Origin of the sequence: Pseudomonas sp. NPDC087358 (assembly GCF_044900785.1) — a bacterium.
Lineage (GTDB): Bacteria > Pseudomonadota > Gammaproteobacteria > Pseudomonadales > Pseudomonadaceae > Aquipseudomonas.
Window position 1 is genome coordinate 179,050 of the sequence record NZ_JBJDOA010000008.1, and the last position, 20,812, is coordinate 199,861.

Genomic DNA, 20,812 nt, shown 5'->3' on the forward strand with positions numbered 1-20,812 from the left:
GTCCGGCAATGCGATCAACGCTGGCGCATCATCGCGGTCGCCAGCGCACATCCGGCCAATGCCAGACATGCCAGGTAAAACGCATCGCTGTAGGCCAACAGATACGCTTCGCGCCTGATGGTCATGGCCAGCGCTCCAAGCGCCTGCTGCTGGGCGGGCAGCCAGGTATGCACCACGTGGCCCAGGCGCTCCTGTAGGCCAGGGGAAAATACGTTGACATGCTCGCTCAGCCGCTCGGAATGGAAGCGCTCGCGCATCGCGACGATCTGGGTCAAAGCAGCGGTACCGACAGCCCCGCCCAGATTACGCAGCATGGAGAACAACGCCGAAGCGGCCCCCGCCTCGCTTTTTTCCAGACCGGCGACGGCCAGAACGGACAACGCCACCATGATCAAGGGCTGCCCCATACCACGCACCACCGTGGAGGGAATGATGACGTTGGCCGCGCTGTCAGCGTTCAGGTGCGCGCCCAGCCAGCAGCCCAGGGCCATGATTGCGAAACCGCTGGCCACCATTATCCTGGGGCTGATCCAGCGCATCAGGCCCGGCATCAGGGGTGCCAACAGCAGCTGCACCATGCCGTAGGCGATCAGCGTGATGCCGATTTCACCCGCGTTGTAGTGCTGCAGGAACGACAGATAATTGGGCACTAGAAACACCAGCCCATAAGTGGCGGCGCCGAAGGTGAACATGGCCACACTGGCAACGCCAAAGTTGTAGCGCCGCAACAGTCGCAGGTTGATAAAGGCACGCGAGCCATACAGCTGCGCCAGCACGAATCCGCTCAGCGCGAAGCCTGCGATGATCGACATACCGAGGATATAGCTGGAGCCGAACCAGTCCTTGCGTCCGCCCTCTTCGAGGACGATCTGCAAACTGCCCAGGCCGATGACCATGGCGCTGATACCGAACCAGTCCGCGCGTCGCAACAGTTCGAGCTTCATCGGCTTGGCGTCGATGGACCAGGCGATGGCCATGAGCAGCGCGACCCCCGGAATCAGCTGCAGGTAAAAGATCCAGCGCCAGGAATAGGTGTCGGTCAGCCAGCCGCCAATCGAGGGCCCCGCCGCTTGCGCGACACTGTTGGCCAGGCTGAACAGGGCCATGCCTAACGCCATTTTCGCGGGCGGCAACTCGGTAATGATCAACTGGAAAGACAGTGGGATGAGCACCGCCCCGGCGGCCCCCTGGATCACCCGGATAACGATCATCGCCTGCAGGTTCGGCGCCCAGGAGCAGCCGACTGATGCCAGCAGAAAGATGAACGAGCCAAGCCACATCACGCGCCGCATGGAAAACACTTCTACCAGCCAGGCTGTCAGCGGGATCATCACGATTTCGGCCACCAAATAGGCGGTGGATATCCACGAACCTTCCTCGAATGTCGCGCCTAGCGAGCCTTCGATTTCCGGGAGCGCTGCACTGGTGACGTGCACGTTCATGCCGGCCATGAAACAGCCGAACAGGCCGCCAATCACCGCAACCCAGGCACGCTTGGAGACGGCGAACTCACTGCTCATCGGCGCCTGCCTCCCGGCGGGTATCGACCGTGGTGGTCACGGACATGCCCGGCAAGACCTGAATCGCCTGCGGCTCATCCAGGACAATCCGTACGGCAAAGCGCTGGACGATCTTGGTGAAGTTGCCAGTGGCGTTGTCCGAAGGCAGCAAGGCAAACACATTGCCTGAGCCCGGGGAAAAACTGGCCACGTGGCCACGCAGTGGCAGGTCAGGGAAACTGTCGACGTGAATGATCGCGGGCTGACCCGGCTGCATGTGCGTCAACTGGGTTTCCTTGTAGTTGGCCACCACATAGGTCTGGTGCACCGGAACTACCGCCAGCAGCGGCTGGCCGGGGACCACGTATTGACCACTGCGCACCTGCCGCTGTCCGACCACCCCACCGATCGGCGCACGAATCACCGTGTCCTGCCGATTCTGCTCAGCCAGCGTGCGCCGGGCCAACACACTGGCCTGAGCAGCCGCCCGTGCATTGATCTGTACGTCCGCCAATCGGGCCTGCGCTTGCGTCACTGCCAGCAACGCTTGTTGCTCGCGCAGTCGCGCTTGGGTGCCTTGAAGCGCCGCGTGTGCCTGCTGCGCTCCGGCATCGGCGGTTTCCAGGTGCTGTTGCGTGGCGGCATTGTCCCTTACCAGACCCCGGTAGCGTTGCATGTCCAGCTGGCTGCGCCGGTCTTCGGCAGTCGCACTTTGTACCGCAGCCCGGGCCTGGGCGATGGCCTCGCGCTGTTGCTCGACACGCTCGGCGGCCACTTGCTGCCGGGCTTGCGCGGCCAGCAGCGCACCCTCGGCCTCGGCGACCACGGCCTGGGCCTGCTCGTAGATTGCCTGGTAATCACGGCTTTCCAGGCGCACCAGTACATCGCCCGCCTTGACCGGCTGATCATCCGTCACCTCTACCTGCGCGACATAGCCGCTAACACGCGCACTGACCGCCACCCAGTCGGCGCGTACATAAGCATCGTCGGTGGTCTGCAAGTACTGCCCACTGACGAACCAATAAAACCCCCACGCCACGATGCCCAAACCGGCCAGGCCAGCGCCGCCCAGCATCCACCAGCGCTGGCGGCTCAGGCGGAGATCGGCGTGCGGCGCAGTGCCCGGGCCGACAACAGGCTCTTTTTCCACAGCAATGTTCATGGCGGGTTTCCGGCAGCGTGAATGAGGGCCGCAGGCGATGCCACGCCCAGTCGGGCGTCGCTCTGCCAGCTGCCGCCCAAGGCTTTGAACAGGTTGATTTCGCTGAGGGCCAGGCGCCCTTGCGCATCGATTGTGCGAGCGCGGACGGCAATCAAATCGCGCTCGCTGTCGAGCAGTGCGAGGCCATCCACGCTGCCGGCGCGCAGGCCATCTTCGGCCAATTCATAGCTGCGCTGGCTTTGCTGCAAGGCCAGGGTCAAGGCCTGCTGGCGCTGCCGCTCGCCGTCATACAGCGCCAATGCCTGACGCACGTCTTTCAAAGCGGCCAGCACCACGCTGTGGAAGGTTGCCTGTTGGCTCTCTGCCAGCGCCTGAGCCTTGCCGACCCGGGCACGATTGGCTTGCAGATTGGGGAATTGCCAACTGATCAACGGGCCAATGCCAAACATCACTGCATGGCTGTCACCGAGCCCGTTAAGCCGATGGCTGGACGAGGTCAGCGACGCGCCGAAGCTGACCTTGGGATACAGGTCAGCCTTGACGATGTCGACCTCCAGAAGGCTCGCCGACAGTTCGCGCTCGGCCTGGCGCACATCGGGGCGTTGCTGCAGCAGGTGCCAACCGTCACCGCCGGGCAATGGCCTGTTGAGCGCGGGGATGGTCTTGCAGGCTGCGGTTTCGGCGTCCGAGGCCGCATCGGACTGGCCGCTGAGCATCGTCAGTTCGTACTGCGCCATGCGCTGATGCGCTTCGAGCAGAGGCAATTCGGCACTGACCTGCTCACGCAGGCTTCGCAAGCGTGCACTGTCCAGCTCGGTGGCAATCCCGGCCTGACGCTGGCGCTCGCTCAACGCCACACTTCGGTCCAGGGTTTGCAATGAGCGCCGTGTCACCTCAATACGCGCACCCATCGTGCATTGCTTGACATACGCCCGGCTGGTCTGGCTGGCCACGTTGATGCGCAGCAGGTCGTAGGCTTCGCTGGCTGCCTCGGCCTGAACCTGTGCACGCGTTATCGCATTGCGCACCTGACCCCAAACGTCCAGCTGATAAGTCAGCTCCGCGCCGGGATTGAACTGCCACTGCGCGGGCGCCTGCCGACCGCGTGCCTGGGCCAGCGTCTGGTCATCGGCGGTCCTGCCGTACACCGCCGCCACGCCCAGCGAAGTCGCCGGCCAGCGCTGGCCTTCGAATTCGCCGATGCCAGCGAGCATGGCCTGCACGTTGGCCTGGGCGGCGGCCAGGTCCTGGTTATGCGCCAAGGCTTGCTGAACCCAGTGATTCAATGTCGGGTCCTCATACAGTTGCCACCAGCGGGCTGGCAGTGGTCGATGGCTGACGCCCGCCGGCAGCGACAGCATCGGATTGACCGACACCGTACCGAGGGATGCCGCCGGTGCGGTTGGCGTGGCACAGCCGCACAGGGTCAGCGCCAGCGTCACAGCAACTGGGAGACAGGCCAGGCGCAAGCAAGGTTGAGGTTCGGGCATTGCGAGCAAGCGCCTGAAGAATGGACAGCCAGACTAGCGAGCAAATCGGGCCCGTTCTGCTCGAAACCGGACAACCTTGCGCGTGATCAAGACAACCTGATCAGCCTGGGAGGGATCGGCAAGCGACCGGTACGGCCCTGCGGGCGGGCGGGGTCAGTGCACGGCTGCGGGTCCGGGCACCTCGTGCCTGCCAGCACGACAGGCGCGTGGCGTATAGCCCAACACGCGCTTGAACACGGCGGCGAACGCGCTGGCGCTCTGATAACCATGTTCGAGCGCCACATGGAGGATGGGCGCACCGTCCGTCAGGCGTTGTTGACTGAGGATCATGCGGGCGTGGGTCCGCCATTCCGCGAAGGTCATGCCCAGTTCGCGCTGGAACAGCCGCGCCACCGTACGTGCGCTCATGTTCAGACGTACGCCGCACTCGTCCAGCGACAAGTCCTGCGCCGGGTCGTCAAGAAAGCGCTCGCACAATTGCAGCAAGCGTGGCAGACGCGGCATGGGAATGTGCGAGACGACGCGCCTGGCATTGACCAGTTCGTGCAGCACCAGCGCGCGGAGATGCCCGGCCAATGGCGTGGAATCCGGGATCAGCAGGCGCTGCGCCGCAAGAATCAGTTCGCGCAGCAAGGCTGGCACTTCGATGACCTGACAGGGCCGCTCCTGCGCGGGCAACAACAGCGTACGCATGCACACGTCACCGCTCATGCGGATTTCATGGCCCACGCCAGCGGGCACCCACAGCGCATGCCCGCTCGGGATGATCCAGTTGCCACGTTCGGTGCGCACCTGCATCACCCCTTGGGTGGCGTAGATCAACTGGTCCTCGGCGTGGCAATGGCGACCGATCCACTCGCCATGCCTGTAATCCATCCCCAGAGCTTCCATGAACTGCGCATCCCTCGATCATGCCCTCATGATGCCGAACAGTCTAACGACGCCCAATCGGCAGCACTGGCCTAAAAGGCGTCCTGAAAACGGACGTTCGGCAATAAATCCTTCAAAGCCTTCCAGAACCGGCAATCAGCTTGCGACGCTGCCCTCAAACTGGGTTGCAAAGGCATCAACAGTCATGCCCCGCGAGCGGCTCGGCGTACAACCACTCACCCGGCAATGAAATAGCGCACTGACAACAAGCCGTCCTCGAATCGATAAAGCTCGATGGTTTCGATACCGCCCTCGGCACCGATGAACGCATTGCGATGATGACACGCCGCCTCGGTGCCGTTGACCACCGTCAGCTTCACTTCGATGCGGATCCGCGATTGCTGCTGCGCCCACATGCCTTCCAGCACCTGCCAGGCATCCCGTTCGGGCTGGCCGACGTATTCGATGCTCAAGCCCTTGCTGGCTACCCGTCGGTAATGCGCGAAGAAGCCTTCCTTGTCGCCTGCGTTCCAGCACGCCACCTGCCCGTGCAGGAAATGCTCGATGCTCTGTTGCTCGGAAATACTCATGATTAACCTCCAAAGAGACTCAGAGCGAGACCTTGCGATACAGCGGCGCAGACCCGAGGGTCAGCATCACCAGCGGTGCGACGACGGCACAACCCAGGCAATAGAACAGCACCGGGTTGTAGTTGCCGAACAGGGTAAACAAGTGCCCGAACATCGCCGGTGCCAGACCGGAAATGACCGTCACCAGGCCCAGGTGCAGGCCAAAGATGCGCGCGTAGTCCCGTAGCCCGAAATAGCGAGCGATGAGAAATGCGGCGATGTCGAACTCGGCCCCGGCGCTGAAACCGATGCACACCGTCGCCAGCACCAATAACCCGATAGCCTGCGGTCCGGTGAACATGAACAACAGACAACCCACGGCGGGAACACAAAGGCTGGCCGCAGCAATCAGGTGCGGTGGGAAGCGATCCAGCAGATACCCCACCAGCAGGCGGCCGACGATAATCGAAATGCCGAAGCTGCTGAAGACCTGACTGGCGGTCAGGCTCGGCACACCCTTGTCCTGAAGATATGGCACGATGGTGGTCACCATGCCGACGATCAGCGACACCGACAGAATCAACGCCAGGTTGCAGCCCCAGAACACCCGTGTGCGAATCGCCAGCGCAAAGGTCATACCCTCGACCACCGGCTCAGTCGTGGAGGCCTGCGCCGCGGTCAACCGTTGTGCCGGAAACTTCAGCCAGGCCACGGCCATGGGTAATGTAAGCAACAAGGGCATGGCCGCCAGCAGCAGAAAGGCCCAGCGCCAGCCTCCGTGCGCAATCGACCAGGCCAACAGCGGCGGCATGACCATCGCGGCCAGGCCCGAGCCACTGAGGATGATCGCCAAGGCCACGCCCCGGTTACGTTCGAACCACAGACTCACCAGTTGCGTCCAGGTGATGGCGATGGTGCCGACGGCCAGCAGCGGCATGAGAAAGAACGCCAGGTATAGCCAGTAGATGCTGCCGCCGAGCAAGGTCAGCGACGCATAACACAGCACCTGCAGCACCAGGCTGACGAGGGCCACCCGCCGCAAACCGTAACGGGCATACAGCCCGCCCAGCAGTTGCGAGCCGATGGCGACGCCAGCGAACAGAAAGGTGATCGAGGTCTGCAGTTCGCCACGGTTCCAGCCAAAGGCGTCCTGCAACGGAATCACCAGGGTGCCGAAGCCATACAGCAATGCCGCGCTGGTGCTGGTCAATACGCCTGCCAGGCCCAGCACGACGATGCGCCAGCCCCGGTGAAACTCGCCCGTGACCGTTTGGCCCGCCAATGAATCCTGTAAAACGTTCATGCTCGTGCTCCGGCGTCAGACCTGAACCGCTTCCCGACGCCTCGAAAGTTAATGGGCGTTTTTCAGCGAGGCATCGATCTTCGGCAGCGCGACCATGGTTGCCCCGCCGTCGACCAACAGCGAAGTGCCGGTGATATATGACGCCTCACTGGACGCCAGGAACATCACGGCCGAGGCAATTTCTTCCGGCCTGCCGACCCGGGGCACCGGGAAGTTCGCGGCGAGTGTATCCGGCAGCTCGTGACCGAGGGTTTCGTGCATGTGATCGGTGCCGATCAGGCCTGGCTCGACCACGTTGACGAGCACGTTCAGGGCGCCGAGTTCTACCGCAAGGCCTCGGGCAAAAGCATTCATGAAGGCCTTGGTCGAGCTGTACGGAATCAGACGCGGGGTGTATTTGCGATTGGCTTCGCCCGACGAAATGTAGATCAGCCGGCCCTTGTCAGCGGACTTGCCCAGATGCGGCGTGGCGTCCTTGGCCAGCCAGAACAACGCCTGCACGTTGCTGCGCACAATGTGATCAAAGGTCTCGTCGGCCATCTCGACGATCAGCCCGCTGCTGGTGTCCGCCGCGCAATGCACCAGAATGTCGAGGCCACCGAACACCTCAACCCCGCCTTCGACCATGCCTTTGACCGCCGCCCGGTCAGCGACATCGCCCCCTACCAGACAGGCAGCGCCACCGCCTGCTTCGATCAGCGCCACGGTTTCCTGCCCGCGGCTTTCAGTACGTGCGCTGACCACCACTTTCGCGCCTTCTCGGGCAAAGGCCAGCGCGATCGCCCGCCCCATGCCCCGCCCGGCGCCAGTCACCAGCACCACTTTGTCTTTGAACCTCATGCACGCACCTCATTGTTATTGTTGTTGTGCTGCGGGCAATGGGCATTGCCCGCAGGCTCAAGGCTTAACGATCAATCACCGGTTTCAGATATCCGAGCCCTTGACGTTGCGCGACGGGCCGTTGCGGCGGTCGGATTCGCCCCAGGCCAGCCAGTGATCCGGCTCGCGGGTGTCGCCCACCCGGCGCCAGCGGCCTTCCTGTTGCGCAGTGACCGGGAAGCCGCCGACGAAATCAATCATTTCGCCCTTGGGATCGGGCAGAAACTCCCACTCTTCCTGACCGTCGAGCACGATGCGCGCCGAGTCGAGGAAGTAACTGCCGTCCTTGTGCACCGTGCTGCCTTCGATGTCGCTGGTGACCCGCACCTCGCCCTTTTCGTTGGCGAAAATCGCATAACCCAGATGATCGTGTCCGACCATGAACGAGCCGGTGTCCCAGGTGCCGTCCTTGTAGACCGTGGCGAAAGTCCACCAGATCACATGCTTGTTGTTGTTCACCACCAAATCTTTCTTGAAGTGGATGGCGCCGCCCTCGGCCATGTAGAACTGATCCAGGGCCATGGCGCCTTTCACCGGCTTGCCGTTGCACACGCCATGGATATCCCAGACCTGGGACACGTAGAAGGTGCCCCACTCCACCCCTGGCAGGTACCACTGCAGACCCGGTGCCAGCAAACGCCCTTCAAGGTTGAACAACCCGTCCTCCCGGTAGGTGATGCGTTCGCTCGATGCGGTGATCTCCCAGCCGTTGCCAGGTTCCCCCGGCTGGCTGCTCCAGCGCACGGTATCGCCATCGAGTACTTGCACCGGCTTTGGGGTCAGCGCTTGCCTGGCGATGCATGCCTGATCCATACGCAAATGCTGGCCATCGACCAAAGTGCTCATGAAGAAGAACTTGGTGGGATTGGGCGTGCCGGTCGGCGCCATGATCGAACGCACGAATGAATAGATATTGCCGTCTTCGTCGCGCACCGAACCAAAGGGCGCACTCTTGCTCAATTGCAGGCCAAAGAAGCCGCGTTCACCGGCCAGCGCCGGGCCCGTCACCTGGTGTGGGCCTACCAGCTGCTGGAAGCCGAAATCGCCCCGTTCAGGGATGGTCTTGAAGGTTTTCATGGCGTCATGTCTCTGTCTTGTTGTTGTTTGAATGGCGTGCCCGGACCCGCAGCGCGGTCAGTCCCAGATCACCGGCAGGCTTGAGGCCCCACGCAGTTGCGCCCCGGTAATCACCGGCTGGGGTCTGGACGGGTCGAAGCGGACATTGGGAAACAGGTCGAGAATCGCGTTGATCGCGCAGTTGAGCTCGACCTTGGCCACGAACTGGCCGATGCACATATGCGGTCCGAAACCGAAGCCGAAGGAAGGCTTGGGCTTGCGGTCGATGTCGAACTGGTCCGGGTTTTCGAACGCCGCTTCATCACGGTTGGCCGACACCACCATGCACTGCACGAAGGCACCCTTGGGAATGCTCACCCCACCGATTTCCACGTCCCGCGCCGCCTCGCGCACCTTGAAGGTGGCCACCGGTTCATAGCGCACCGTTTCGTCGATCAGTTTGCCGACCAGGGTGCGGTCTTCGCGCACCCGCGCCACCAGCCCCGGGGTGCTCAACAACAAGGTCAGTACCGAGCTGAAGGTGCGGGAAGTGGTTTCGCCTGCGGCGGGCAACAGCGAGCGGACAAAGGTGGTGACTTCATGGTCGTCAAGCTGGCGTCCCTCATGCTCGGCACGCAGCAGGCGGCCAATCAGGTCATCGCCGCCGCTGCCGTCGGCGCGACGCTGGATGACCACCTTGAGGATCTCGTCATACAGCGCCTTTACCGCGATGCCGGCCAGACGCCGCGCCTCAGGGGCCTTGGCCGGATCGATCTGGTTGCCGCCGACCATCGCCAGCGCCCAGGCGGCATATTGGCGATAGGTCTGCGGATCGTCCTCGGGGAAACCCATCAAGGCGTACATTTCGCGAATCGGGAAGTTCAGGCCGAAGTCCATCAGGTCGGCCTGCTTGTCACCAACTAAGGGAATGAGAAAGTCCTGGCGGATCACCCGGTCGATCTTGTCGCGCCATTTGTTCACGGTTTCGGGCATGAACGCCGGCTGCAGCAACGCCCGCACCTTGCGATGCTGCTCACCGTCCATGGCCAGAATGATCAAACCGTCGAAAAACGCCCCCAGCCCTTCGGCGATGAAACCGCTGGTGAAGCTGGCGCCATCGCGCAGCACCGCCATGACGTCCTGGTACTTGAACAGGGCGAATGTCGGACGGGTTCCCGCCTGCATCCCGGCGTTGGTCGGCACACCGAACTGGGCGATGAAGTCGCCTTCGTGGACCGGGGAGCGATGGCGCATCTCGCGACACAGCGCGTGGATGTCGAGGTCAGCGCCCTTGTACATGTCCGAGACTGCCGAGTACGCGGACTCAAGGTTCAGGGCCGTGCTGTCGCTGCTCATGGTTCACACCTTTTTTATTGTCGTTGTTATGGGCACTGTCGAGTCACTGAAGCGCTGGATCAATGGTATCCACAAGGCCGTCGGGCGCGTGTTCAATTCGTTGTACGTCAGGTAAAACGAAACGTTGACGGCGATAAACTGCGCCAGAGCATTGCTTGTTGGGCCAACCGACGGCAGTGTGTCCAGGGGGTGGCAAGGGCCTGTCACCGCATGACCAAAACCGTGAATGGAGAGAGCTGGTGAAAAGCGTCGAACAACCCGAGGCGGGCAAACTCAACACCCTCAAACGCATTCTGGCAGCTGCTCGACAGGCATTCTCCGAGCATGGCCTGGCGGGTGCGCGGATCGACGACATCGCCCAGGAGGCCGGGGTCACCAAGCAGTTGATCCACCATTATTACGGCACCAAGGAAGGCTTGTTCGTGGCGGTGCTCGACGAAGCCTCGGACACCATCATGTCCGAACTGGTGGGCCTGCAAGTGGACGCGTTGAGCCCCACCGATGCCCTGCGCCGGGTGCTCAATCACTTCTTCGATCAGTACAAGAACGACCCGCTGATGGGCTCGCTGGCCCTGGAAGGCATTCGCTATCACGATGCCCACCAGACCCCGCGTAATCATTTCCTCGAGCTGTCACCCCGGCTGATCGACAAGCTCGATGGCATCCTGCGGCGCGGTGCTGCCAGCGGCGCGTTCAAGCCGCACGTCGATGCCCGACTGTTGTTGGCCACGGCAGCGCTGGTGACCACCGGCTGGTTCACCAACCGCTACTCGACATCCGCGCTGACCGGGCTTGAAACTTACTCCGAACAAGGCCTGCGCGTCTGGCGCCAGCATTCGGCAGACTTCGTCCTGGCCAGTATCGCGGCCTCTGGCGCTTGAATCTGCAAGCGCCCGCCAGCGCCAGAATGGCCTGGGCAGCCGGCCGAGGACTGGCCGGCGATCTCCCGGGTTAGGCAACCGCCGGTACGGTTTCAACCGAGAAAGCGTTTGACCCGCCCTGCCGCGATCTTGCCGGGCATGCCGGTCACGCCGCCGCCGGGGTGAATCCCCGCACCGCCGAAGAACAACCCGGCGATGGGCAATGTGTCGCCGCCCAGCCCCGCCGCCGGGCGCATGGTGCTGGAACGAAAGATCGAGGTGTCGATGTGCAGTACGCAGCCGTTATGGGCATTAAGCCGCTTGGCCAACTCTGGCGCGGTCTCGACCCGCCGGCCGATTTCCAGGCTGGCGATCTCCGGCACGTATTGACTGGCGAATTCGATGGTCTGGCGCACCGCCTGCTCGCGTATGGCTTCCCAGCCCTCGCGCGGGTTGACCGGCATGGCCGGTGGATACAGGTAAACGATGTCCTGCCCGTCCGGGGTCTGTGACGCGTCGATGGCGCTGGGCGTGGCGATCCACATCCACGGCAGTTTCGGCACTTCCCCGCGCGCTGCCGATTCGAAATTCTCGATCACCGCTTCTGCGGTGCCCACCAGCAACACCGGGCCGCGCAGGTTCAAGCCGTCGCTACGTTTGGCCTGATGCAAGGGCACGCTGATCTGTCCGCTCAAGGCGATGTCCACCTTCAACGGCGAGCCGCCATGACCGTTGGCCGGGGCCATGGCAATGCGGGTCAGCCATTTGCGCTCCAGTTCACCTGCGGTGACCATGTCCAGCGCCATTTTCGGGTGACAGCTGGCAATCACCGCCCTGGCGTTGATCACTTCACCGCTTTGCAGGCGTACGCCCGTGGTGCGGCCCTTGACCGAAATGATCTCGGTCACCGGCGACAGGGTGCGCACTTCTCCGCCCAGCTCCTTGAAACGCGAGAGCATGGCGTTGGGAATGGTCTGCATGCCGCCGATCGGCCGGCCAATGCCAAAGCGGTGCAAGAATCCCAGCACCGCGAAATACAGGCCGCTGCCATCGGCTTTGACCGGCCCCGCAGCACCGGTCAGGCAGGTCAATGCGGAAATCGTCACCGGATGGACAAAACGCTCCACCGCTGCCGCGTAAGCCGAACCACTGGCCAGCGCGACGATGTCAGGCTTGAGCGCCTTGTGCCTGCGCAGGGTGCGAAAGGCCTTGAACTTGACCCCCAGATTCTTCTGCGCCGGATCCACGCGCATCATCGGGTGCACCACGTCGAGCAGGGCAAAGATCACCTCGACGAACTTGACGTAGGCATCGGCGTCCTCGGGGCAGAATTTGCGGATTTCGTCGGCGGTTTTCTGCGGATCGCGCCAGAACACCAGTGAGGTGCCGTCCGGGTGCAGATAGACGTAGGAAGGCTTCAATTCGACCTGTTTGAAGCCGTGGCGCTCAAGTTGCAACTCCTCGACCACCGAATGCGCGCGCAACGACAACAGGTCGGCGGCACAAGGGTGCACCAGGTGGTTGGGCGCCTCCGGGATCAGATACCCCGAAGACGCCATGCCGCCCACCTTGTCCAGTGCCTCCAGGACCAGTACCGACTTGCCTTCACCGGCCAGATAGCAACCGGCGGATAGACCGTTATGGCCGCCGCCGACAATCACCACATCGTATTCGGACTTCTGCGCCGCAGTATTCATGTCAAATCCTTTTCAGCTGCATCAGTGGCCCGCAAGCCGTCGCCGCAGCATGACCAGCCATGCGCGGGCTTGAAGGCAGGAAAGTGGAACGGGCCGCTACATTCCCGAGCGGCCCATCTTTTCGAACAGCGCACGCATGGCCACCAGCGAAGGGGTATGACTGCTGAAACCGCCGTCTGCCACCAAGGTCGTGCCAGTGACGAACGAGGATTCATCGCAGGCCAGGAAAGCCACCACATCGGCAATCTGCCGCGGGGTGCCCAGTTCCGGGGTCAGGTGGTTGTCACGGATGATTTCCAGCAGCTCGGGCGGCATCGAACCATGGGCGTTTTCCGCAGGTGCCAGGCCGATCTGCACGGCGTTGGCACGAATGCCCTGCTTGCCATACTGCGCCGCGATGCTCCGCGGCAGCATCATCAGCCCGGCCTTGGAAGTGGCGTAGCCGGTGAGCGACATGTCGCCCTGCATGCCGAGCCCCGAGGTGGCGAAAATCACCGAGCCCGACTGGCGCTCGAGCATCACCGGGATCACGTATTTGCTGCACAGCACCGCCCCGCGCAGGTTGACCGCGATCGCCCGGTCCCAGGCCTGCATGTCGAGGTTGCAGATGTCGCGGTCGCGCTGACGCTGGTCGACGCTGAGCACCGCCGCGTTGTTGTGCAGCACGTCGATCCGGCCGAAGCGCGCCTTGACCTGCGCCGCCATGTCCCTGACTTGCTCTTCGGACGAGACGTCGCAGCGAATCGCCATCGACTGCACGCCCAGCTCGCTGACCGCCTTGGCGACCTCGCGTGCGGCATCGCCGTCGATGTCCAGCACCACCACATTGGCACCATGACTGGCCAGTACCCGTGCGCACTCGGCGCCCAATCCATTGCCGCCACCGGTGACGATGGCAACGCGTTCTGCAAGCTTTGCTGTGCTCATGAGGTTCTCTTCTTGTTATCCATCAGGCTTTCATTCACCGGTAAAACGCGGTTCGCGTCGCTCGGCGAACGCTTGAGCCGCTTCCTTGGCATCTTTGCTCGGCGCCAGCAGCGCGAACAGATCCAGTTCCAGGTCCAGGCCGCTCTGCAGATCCAGCTCCAGCGCTGCCCGTGCTGCCCGCTTGACCGAGGCCGAGGCCGCCGGCGGCTTGGCGGCGATGCGCTGGGCAAAGGCCAGGACTTCGCTGAGCAGGGCCGTCGAATCGCTGGCCAGACGACTGACCAGCCCGATATCCCGCGCTTCCTGGGCGTTCATCCGGTCACCGGTCAGGAGCATGTCCAGCGCCCTGCCCGGCGCCACCACGCGCGACAGCCGCTGCGTACCGCCACCACCGGGAATCAGGCCCAGCCCGGTTTCCGGCAGGGCGAACACCGCATCCGGCGCTGCAAAACGAATGTCACAGGCCAGCGCCAGTTCCAGCCCGCCGCCCATGCAGTAACCGTGAATGGCGGCGATGACCGGTTTTTCAATGCGGTCCAGGCTGCCGATCCAGCGCGAACCTTGCAGGCGCTGGCGCACTTGCAGGGCGGTCTCTTCGCCACGCCGCTCCTTGATGTCGGCACCGGCACAGAAACCCCGTTCGCCTTCGCCACGGATCACGATCACGCGGATCTGCGGGTCGGCATCGAGCAGCCGTAAGCCCTGCGGCGCCCCTTCGCGAATCTGGTCGTTGATGGCGTTGATCTGCCTGGACCGAGTCAGCACCAGCCAGCCCACCGCGCCCTGACGTTCAAGGGTCACCGCTTCGTTGATCACCGTCGTGCGTTGCTGCTGCTCAGGCTCGACACTCATTTCAGCACTCCTCGAACTCGAACAATTGCCCATCCAGCTCCTTGGGATCGATGCGGATCAGCGGCTTGCCGCCCACCGCCTCACTGGACTCGATCCATTTGAAGGCCGTGCCGCGCGCACGCAGGTCTTCGGCCTTGGCCTGCAAGCCGTTGACCCCGATGCGGATGTAATAAGGTCCTGGCCCCCAACTGTTGAGGTACAACCCGGCGTCGCTGTCCCAACGCGTGGCTTCGATGATGTCCAGCGTCGCGCTATTGGCCAGGGTGAAACCCATGCGCGCGCGGCGATAACCCTCATCGTGCAGGGCCTGGATCGGGCCGCTCGGTTCCCAGTCCAGATTGGCCGAACAACGGTGCAAGGTGTCGTCCAGGTCACGTACCAGATAACCCCGCGCCGTGACCCGGACCATGTCACCGGGTTTCAGATCACGTGGCTGCACGGGCGGCTCGGCGAAGGTTTCGGCGGGCATCTGCAACGGTTCCATCGGCATGATTTCAATGCACAGGCCGCCATCGACCGACGGTTCGTAATAGGGTTTTTCCGGGGTCACCCCCAGCCACAGACGATCGAACGGCATCTCCTCGGTGCGCTGCGCCATGCGAAACGGCACGCGTCGACGCATGAGTTTTTCCACCAGGGCGTTGAATTTGTCGCCATGGGTCGCCAGCACGATCGAGTGGGTGATCATCGGTCGATGCCGCCCCTGGAATTGCTTCAGGCTTTCCAGAAAATCATGGAACAACGGATCGCCCGGGTTGGGCCGGTCCAGATGCCACTGCGGCTCGACCCTTGTCGGTGACACTGCCAGCGACTTGTGAACCCTGAGAAAGTGCGCGATGTAGGGATGATTATCGAAGGCCTGGCGCCAGCGTTCATGCTTGTAGATCCCCAGCTTGTCGACCAGTTTCTCGGTCATGGCATCCGGGTCCGGCACCATCATGTCGGCACTCATCAACAACTCGAACATACCCTTTCCCCTTTCATGTTTCTTCGCATGATTGCGCCGACTGTGCGGCGTTTATTGTTATTGGCAGGCGACACTCAGCCGTGTTGCACCGCGTGGCTGTCACTGGCGAGCGCGGCTGCCGAATTGGCCCTGGGGCGCTCCTGGGGCAGCACCTTGGCTGGTGTGCCGTGCGGCCCGTCCTCCTGCGGCTCGCTGATCCCTTTCACCCGCGGATTGAGCAGGTAATGCGACAGGGCCGGGATCAGGATCAGCGCACCGAGCATGTTCCACAGGAACATGAAGGTCAGCAGGATGCCCATGTCTGCCTGAAACTTGATGGGCGACCAGGCCCAGGTGATCACCCCGGCGGCCATGGTCAGGCCGATCAGCGCCACCACCCGGCCGGTGAAGTCAAGCGACCGGCGATAGGCCGTGGCCAGCGAACCGCCGCGCTCCTGCACGGCCAATTGCACGCTCAACAGATAGAGCGCGTAGTCAACGCCGACCCCCACCCCCACGGCAATCACCGGCAGCGTCGCGACCTTCAGGCCGATGCCCAGCCAGACCATCAGCGCCTTGCAGATGATCGTGGTCATGACCAGCGGAATCAGCGCCACCAGCGTCGCCCGCCAGCTGCGGAAGGTCAGCAGGCAGAGCAACGCCGTGGCCCCGTAGACCGCGAAATACATGGTGATGATGCCCTTCTCGACCTCGATGTTGGTCGCCGCCTCGATCCCGGCGTTACCGGCCGCCAGCAGGAACTGAGGCTGATCGGCAGCCCCTAAAGCCTTGCTTTCGTCGGCGAAGGTCTGCGCCACGCTCAGCACCCGATTCAGAGTGTCGGCCTTGTGGTCGGCCAGATAGGCAATCAAAGGCGTCACCGAACACTTCTGGTTGGTGATGCCTGGCTGGGAAATCATCGCGGCATCCACCGAGGCATTGGTGATCGCCTGGTCGCGGCTGATGGTCAGCCATTTGCCACTGCCTTCGGCCATGCCCGAGGTGATGAAGCGCACGGTTTCCGGCAATGAACTGGTGGTCTGCACCCCCGCTGTCTGACGCAGGCGCCAGGCCAGTCGGTCCATGGCCTGCAGGGATGGGTAGAGTCGGCAGCCATCCTCCGGAGTGGTCATGATCACCACGAACTGATCGCTGGACAGACCGTAGTTGTTGGTGATGAACGCGCTGTCCAGGTTGTAGCGCGAATTGGCCCGCAGCTCCGGGGCACCGGGGTCGAGATCGCCGACCTTCAGGTGCATCATCACCACGCTGCCGCCGGCGGTCACCAGCAGCGAGATGGCAATCACCAGGGTGGCCCAGCGTCGTTCGGTGAAGCGGTCCAGGCTGTGCCAGATGCGTCCCAGCAGGCCGCGGTTGGCTTCGCCTGCGCGGTCCTTTTCAATGGCAATGCGCGCGGCTTTCTCACTCACGCCAAGGTAGGACAGGGCCACCGGAATCAGCAGCAATTTGGTGAAAATCAGCACCGCGACGCCGATGCTGGTAGTCAGCGCCAGGTCGCGAATCACCGGGATGTCGATGATCACCAGCACCGCAAAACCGACAATATTGGTCAGCAACGCGGTCAGGCCGGTCAGGAACAGGCGGCGGAAGGTATAGCGCGCGGCGATGTACTTGTGGGTCCCGCGCCCGATGTCCTGGAGGATGCCGTTCATCTTTTGCGTGCCGTGGGACAGGCCAATGGCAAAGATCAAAAACGGCACCAGAATCGAATAAGGGTCCAGCGAATAGCCCAGCAGTTCCATCAGGCCCAGCAGCCAGACCACGCCGGCGATGGCCACCCCCACCAGCAGCAACGTGCTGCGCAGGCAACGGGTGTACAGGTAGACGAACAGCGCGGCGATCACCACCGAAGCACCGAAAAACAGCATCACCGCATACAGGCCATCGATCAGATCCCCGACCAGCTTGCTGAAGCCGACCATGTGAATGCCGATCTTGTCGCTTTGCAGGGAGCGGATCTGGGTTTCCAGCTGTTTGGAGAAGTCGCCGTAATTGAGCGGCTGGCCGGTTTGCGGGTTGGTGTCCAGCAATGGCGCGACGATCATGCTCGAGCGGCTGTTGTTGGCCACCAGGTTGCCCATGATATTGGCCCGGCCGATGTTCTGGCGCAGCTTGTCGATGGAGGCGGCACTGGCGTTGTAATCGGCGGGCATTACTGCGCCGCCCTCGATCCCCTCCTCGGTCACTTCCTTCCAGCGCACGATGGGCATCCACAACGATTTCATCCACGAGCGATCGACGCCGGGGATCAGGTACAGGGTGTCATTGACCTTCTGCAGGGCCTGCAGGTATTCGGGGTCGTAGATGTCGCCGGTCTTGTTTTCCACGACGATGCGGATGGTGTTGCCAAGCCCTGGCAGCTCGCCTTTATAGGTGAGGTAGTTCTTGATGTAGGGGCTGGCGCTGGGAATCATTTTTTCGAAGCTGGCGTTGACCTGCAGCCGGGTCGCGAAGAACCCCAGGACCAGCGTTGCCAGCAGGCAGGCGATGATGACTGGAATGCGGTTGTTGAAAATGACCCGCTCCAGCAGGCCGCCGGAGTTCATGTCGAAGTCCTTGAGCTCTGCGATCACCGGCATTCCGCTGTTGTACTTTTGCTCTACCATCGCTGCATTCCTGTTGAAGATGTTGCCAGTCAGACGACGGCAATTGATGCGTCGCCAACCTCAGTCGGCCTTGGCGATGTCCACTATCGCCGGCCCGGAAAACCGCGTTACCAGCAGCTGCCCCGGCTGTTGCGTGGCGCTGGCGCCGTACACCTCGCCGCCCTGGGCCGGACGCAATCTGCCGGTTTGCAGGGTGTGCGGATCGAGATCCAGCAACTGCCCACCCTGCCCGACCACCGTCAGCCTTCCATCGCGCTGAGAGGTGATACCCACCAGGCTGGCGTTGATCGCGGTTTCGACCTTCTGCCATTGCTGGCCATCGTCACGGCTGGCGAACAAGTTGCCGCGCAGGCCGTGTACCAACAGCAGATCCTTGAGCGCCACGACCCCGAACAGCGTGCCGCTGTAGGGCAGCTCGATGTGAGTGAAGCGCTGCCCGGCCACGTCCTGCTTGAGCAGCAGACCCTGTTCGCCGCTGATGTAGAAAACCCCGTCACGCTGGGCCAGGCCATAGAGGTGCATGCGCCGCTCGTTGTCACTGCGCTCGACCCAGGGCTGCCAATGACTGCCGTTGTCGCTGCTGTGCAGGAGCATGCCGAAGGCACCCACCACGAACCCGTTGCCGTGGCCGTCAAACAACACATCCAGAAACGGCGCGGCGAGCACGCCCGGGGTGGCCGTGCTGCCTGCCGCCGTGGCGACTTCCCTGAGCATCTGCGCTGCTGCTTCATCGCCCTGGTTGGCCAGCGGCTGATAATGCTCATCGAGCAGTTTCAGCAAGCTGCGACCGTCCAGTTGCACCTGCCAGCTCACGCCGGCGTCGGTGCTGTGCATGACCAGAGAATCGTGGCCGACGATCCAGCCGTTGCGATCATCGATGAAGCGGACCTGGACCAGGTCGCTGGACACCGGACTTGCGACCTGGTGCCAGCTTTGACCGCCATCCACCGAACGCTGGATCACGCCATGCAGGCCCACGCCGATCAAGGCATCGGCCACCCTGGCCACCGACAACAGCGGCACCGGCAGACGCTCGTCGACGTTTTGTGCCGGCGCGTCGAGCACATCGCTGGCCGCTGTCGCCGACGCTGCGCCAGCGGCATGCAGCGACGCGGCAAGACAGGTTGCCAGCAAGCAGGCGTGCGCCCAGCCTGCGCGTGTGTGGCTCTTGTGGTCAGGCGCGCTGCGGCGAGACAGATGAGGGTCGGGGCTAATCATTGTTGTTATCCTCATTCGGGCGATCTTGAGCGCTCACCCGATGGCATTGCGTGACGGTTTGACCCGGCGCGACCGAAGCCATCGGCCGGCCCGCTCAAACCGTATGCACTTCAGCGCTGGGTGACCCGCGCCACCACCGCTTCCATGTTCATGTCGCGCTCGGCCAATGGCTTGTCGACGAACTTGTAACCGCCCTTGAGCCCATCGTTAAGCAGCGCGTACATGCCTTTGTTGAAGTCGTAGACGACGTTTTTCACGTTGTACGGAATGGTCTTGTCGTACAGCTGCACGCCACTGAGGAAGATCGAGCGATACAGCGCGCCGCTCTTGTCCCAGGCGTCGTACAGGCCGACGCCGTAGGTGTCTTCGTCCAGGTAATAGGTGCGTTTGCCATACACATGGCGCATCCCGGGCTTGAGCGTGGCTTCAACCACCCAGACACGGTGCAGTTCCCAGCGCTCGTTTTCCGGGTTGGCAAAATGCGGTTTGAACTGATCATCCTGCTTGGCGGTGAAGTAGAACTTGTAGGCGTTGTACGGGATGTACATTTCCTTGCGGCCCACCAGCTTGTAGTCGAAGCGGTCCTGGCTGCCGGAGAACATCTGCAGTTCATCGAACAGCGTCACGCCGCCCTGGCTGGCGACCGGGGTGTCGAAGTTGAATTCCGGCGCCAGCTTCACCCGGCGTTGCCCCGGCGAATAGCTGTATGAGCGTCGTGCCTTGGACAGCGGGTCGAGAAAGTCCTGCAGCATCACCACTTCACCGGAGCGACGCGCCGGGTAGTCGTTGCGCGAGAACACCCGGGCGTACAGCGTCGGGTCACGGTCCTGCTGGGAGACCTGGTAGTAAGGGGTTTCTTCGAACGTGGCCTGTTCGGCGGTCTTGGTGATCGAGCCGTTGGCATCCACTACCCAGCTGTTGGACGAGGTGGTGGTCGAGTAGCCGGTACCGATCTTGTAGCGCACCTGCTGGTTCCACATCACCTCATTGCCGGTCTTGGGAATCGGGAACGGCAGACCGCCGCGGCATGCGGGATCGACGGCCAGCCCGTCTCTCTGGATCTGGCAACTGGTGGCGTTGCGCGTCGTGGCGTCGAGCACTGCCTTGGGATAAGCCGTGGTGCGATGGCTGGGGTAGATATCCAGGTAATACTCGGGGTACTTCTTGAGCAGGGTCTTCTGCCCTTCGCTGAGTTTGTCGGCGTACTTGTCGAGGTTTTTCGAGTCGATTCGAAACAGCGGTTTTTCGTCCTTGAACGGATCTACCCAAAACCCGCTGTCAGGCTTGAAGCCTGCCGGCGCTGCGGTCAGGCCGCCGGTGTAAGGCGGAATGCTGCCGTCGGCATTGCCGGCGGTAATCGCACCAAAGGGGGTGAGGGTCTTTCCGATTTCCGCCGCTTCATTGGCCGGCACCGCGGCCAGGCTACAGGTGGCAACCCCCATCAAGGCAAGGGATAAGGCAAGTTGTCGTTTCATACACACTTACTCCGATTCTTATTCGA

The 20,812-nt window shown here is 62.7% G+C and carries 17 protein-coding genes; 1 reads left to right on the forward strand and 16 read right to left on the reverse strand.

The features are described 5' to 3' along the window. Positions 1–14: 14 nt before the first annotated feature. From ACI2KS_RS19645 to ACI2KS_RS19685, 9 genes are all read right to left on the reverse strand, one after another. Positions 15–1,520, reverse strand: a complete 1,506-nt coding sequence (locus ACI2KS_RS19645; RefSeq protein WP_404622657.1) for a DHA2 family efflux MFS transporter permease subunit — start codon at positions 1,518–1,520, stop codon at positions 15–17. Next, entirely contained in the window at positions 1,510–2,661 is a 1,152-nt protein-coding gene (locus tag ACI2KS_RS19650; RefSeq protein ID WP_404622658.1) for an HlyD family secretion protein, read from the reverse strand. The genes ACI2KS_RS19645 and ACI2KS_RS19650 overlap by 11 nt, the downstream gene beginning before the upstream one ends. Beyond that, positions 2,658–4,151, reverse strand: a complete 1,494-nt coding sequence (locus tag ACI2KS_RS19655; RefSeq protein ID WP_404622659.1) for a TolC family protein — start codon at positions 4,149–4,151, stop codon at positions 2,658–2,660. The genes ACI2KS_RS19650 and ACI2KS_RS19655 overlap by 4 nt, the downstream gene beginning before the upstream one ends. Positions 4,152–4,304: 153 nt before the next feature. After that, positions 4,305–5,042: an AraC family transcriptional regulator gene (locus tag ACI2KS_RS19660; RefSeq protein WP_404622660.1), complete on the reverse strand. Its 738-nt coding sequence runs from the start codon at positions 5,040–5,042 to the stop codon at positions 4,305–4,307. A gap of 215 nt (positions 5,043–5,257) precedes the next feature. Then, positions 5,258–5,611 carry a nuclear transport factor 2 family protein gene (locus ACI2KS_RS19665; RefSeq protein WP_404622661.1) on the reverse strand — a complete coding sequence of 118 codons (354 nt, stop codon included), beginning with the start codon at positions 5,609–5,611 and terminating at the stop codon, positions 5,258–5,260. 19 nt (positions 5,612–5,630) lie between these two features. Continuing rightward, the gene (locus ACI2KS_RS19670; RefSeq protein ID WP_404622662.1) at positions 5,631–6,893 is read right to left on the reverse strand and encodes an MFS transporter; all 1,263 of its coding nucleotides are present in this window, start codon (positions 6,891–6,893) and stop codon (positions 5,631–5,633) included. A 48-nt stretch (positions 6,894–6,941) separates the two neighbouring features. Continuing rightward, positions 6,942–7,733, reverse strand: a complete 792-nt coding sequence (locus ACI2KS_RS19675) for an SDR family NAD(P)-dependent oxidoreductase (protein WP_133749142.1) — start codon at positions 7,731–7,733, stop codon at positions 6,942–6,944. An 84-nt stretch (positions 7,734–7,817) separates the two neighbouring features. Further along, the gene (locus tag ACI2KS_RS19680; RefSeq protein WP_404622663.1) at positions 7,818–8,849 is read right to left on the reverse strand and encodes a hypothetical protein; all 1,032 of its coding nucleotides are present in this window, start codon (positions 8,847–8,849) and stop codon (positions 7,818–7,820) included. 57 nt (positions 8,850–8,906) lie between these two features. Further along, positions 8,907–10,184, reverse strand: a complete 1,278-nt coding sequence (locus tag ACI2KS_RS19685; RefSeq protein ID WP_404622664.1) for a cytochrome P450 — start codon at positions 10,182–10,184, stop codon at positions 8,907–8,909. A gap of 239 nt (positions 10,185–10,423) precedes the next feature. On the opposite strand from ACI2KS_RS19685, the gene ACI2KS_RS19690 reads away from it, so the two are divergent. Then, entirely contained in the window at positions 10,424–11,065 is a 642-nt protein-coding gene (locus tag ACI2KS_RS19690; RefSeq protein WP_404622665.1) for a TetR/AcrR family transcriptional regulator, read from the forward strand. Positions 11,066–11,157: 92 nt separating this feature from the next. On the opposite strand, the gene ACI2KS_RS19695 is transcribed toward ACI2KS_RS19690, so the two are convergent. The 7 genes from ACI2KS_RS19695 to ACI2KS_RS19725 all read right to left on the reverse strand — a co-directional run bounded on the left by ACI2KS_RS19695 (position 11,158) and on the right by ACI2KS_RS19725 (position 20,786). Beyond that, positions 11,158–12,741, reverse strand: coding sequence for a phytoene desaturase family protein (locus ACI2KS_RS19695; RefSeq protein WP_404622666.1), 1,584 nt, complete (start codon positions 12,739–12,741; stop codon positions 11,158–11,160). Positions 12,742–12,837: 96 nt separating this feature from the next. Further along, entirely contained in the window at positions 12,838–13,668 is an 831-nt protein-coding gene (locus tag ACI2KS_RS19700; protein WP_404622667.1) for an SDR family NAD(P)-dependent oxidoreductase, read from the reverse strand. Positions 13,669–13,698: 30 nt separating this feature from the next. Further along, positions 13,699–14,520: an enoyl-CoA hydratase/isomerase family protein gene (locus tag ACI2KS_RS19705; RefSeq protein WP_404622668.1), complete on the reverse strand. Its 822-nt coding sequence runs from the start codon at positions 14,518–14,520 to the stop codon at positions 13,699–13,701. A 1-nt stretch (position 14,521) separates the two neighbouring features. Next, positions 14,522–15,487: a lactoylglutathione lyase gene (locus ACI2KS_RS19710; RefSeq protein WP_404622669.1), complete on the reverse strand. Its 966-nt coding sequence runs from the start codon at positions 15,485–15,487 to the stop codon at positions 14,522–14,524. A 74-nt stretch (positions 15,488–15,561) separates the two neighbouring features. Beyond that, the gene (locus tag ACI2KS_RS19715) at positions 15,562–18,093 is read right to left on the reverse strand and encodes an RND family transporter (protein ID WP_404622670.1); all 2,532 of its coding nucleotides are present in this window, start codon (positions 18,091–18,093) and stop codon (positions 15,562–15,564) included. Positions 18,094–18,153: 60 nt separating this feature from the next. Next, a complete protein-coding gene (locus ACI2KS_RS19720; RefSeq protein ID WP_404622671.1) occupies positions 18,154–19,311 on the reverse strand; it encodes a WD40/YVTN/BNR-like repeat-containing protein in 1,158 nt (385 codons plus the stop codon). A gap of 110 nt (positions 19,312–19,421) precedes the next feature. After that, the gene (locus ACI2KS_RS19725; protein WP_404622672.1) at positions 19,422–20,786 is read right to left on the reverse strand and encodes a DUF1329 domain-containing protein; all 1,365 of its coding nucleotides are present in this window, start codon (positions 20,784–20,786) and stop codon (positions 19,422–19,424) included. Positions 20,787–20,812: the final 26 nt, after the last annotated feature.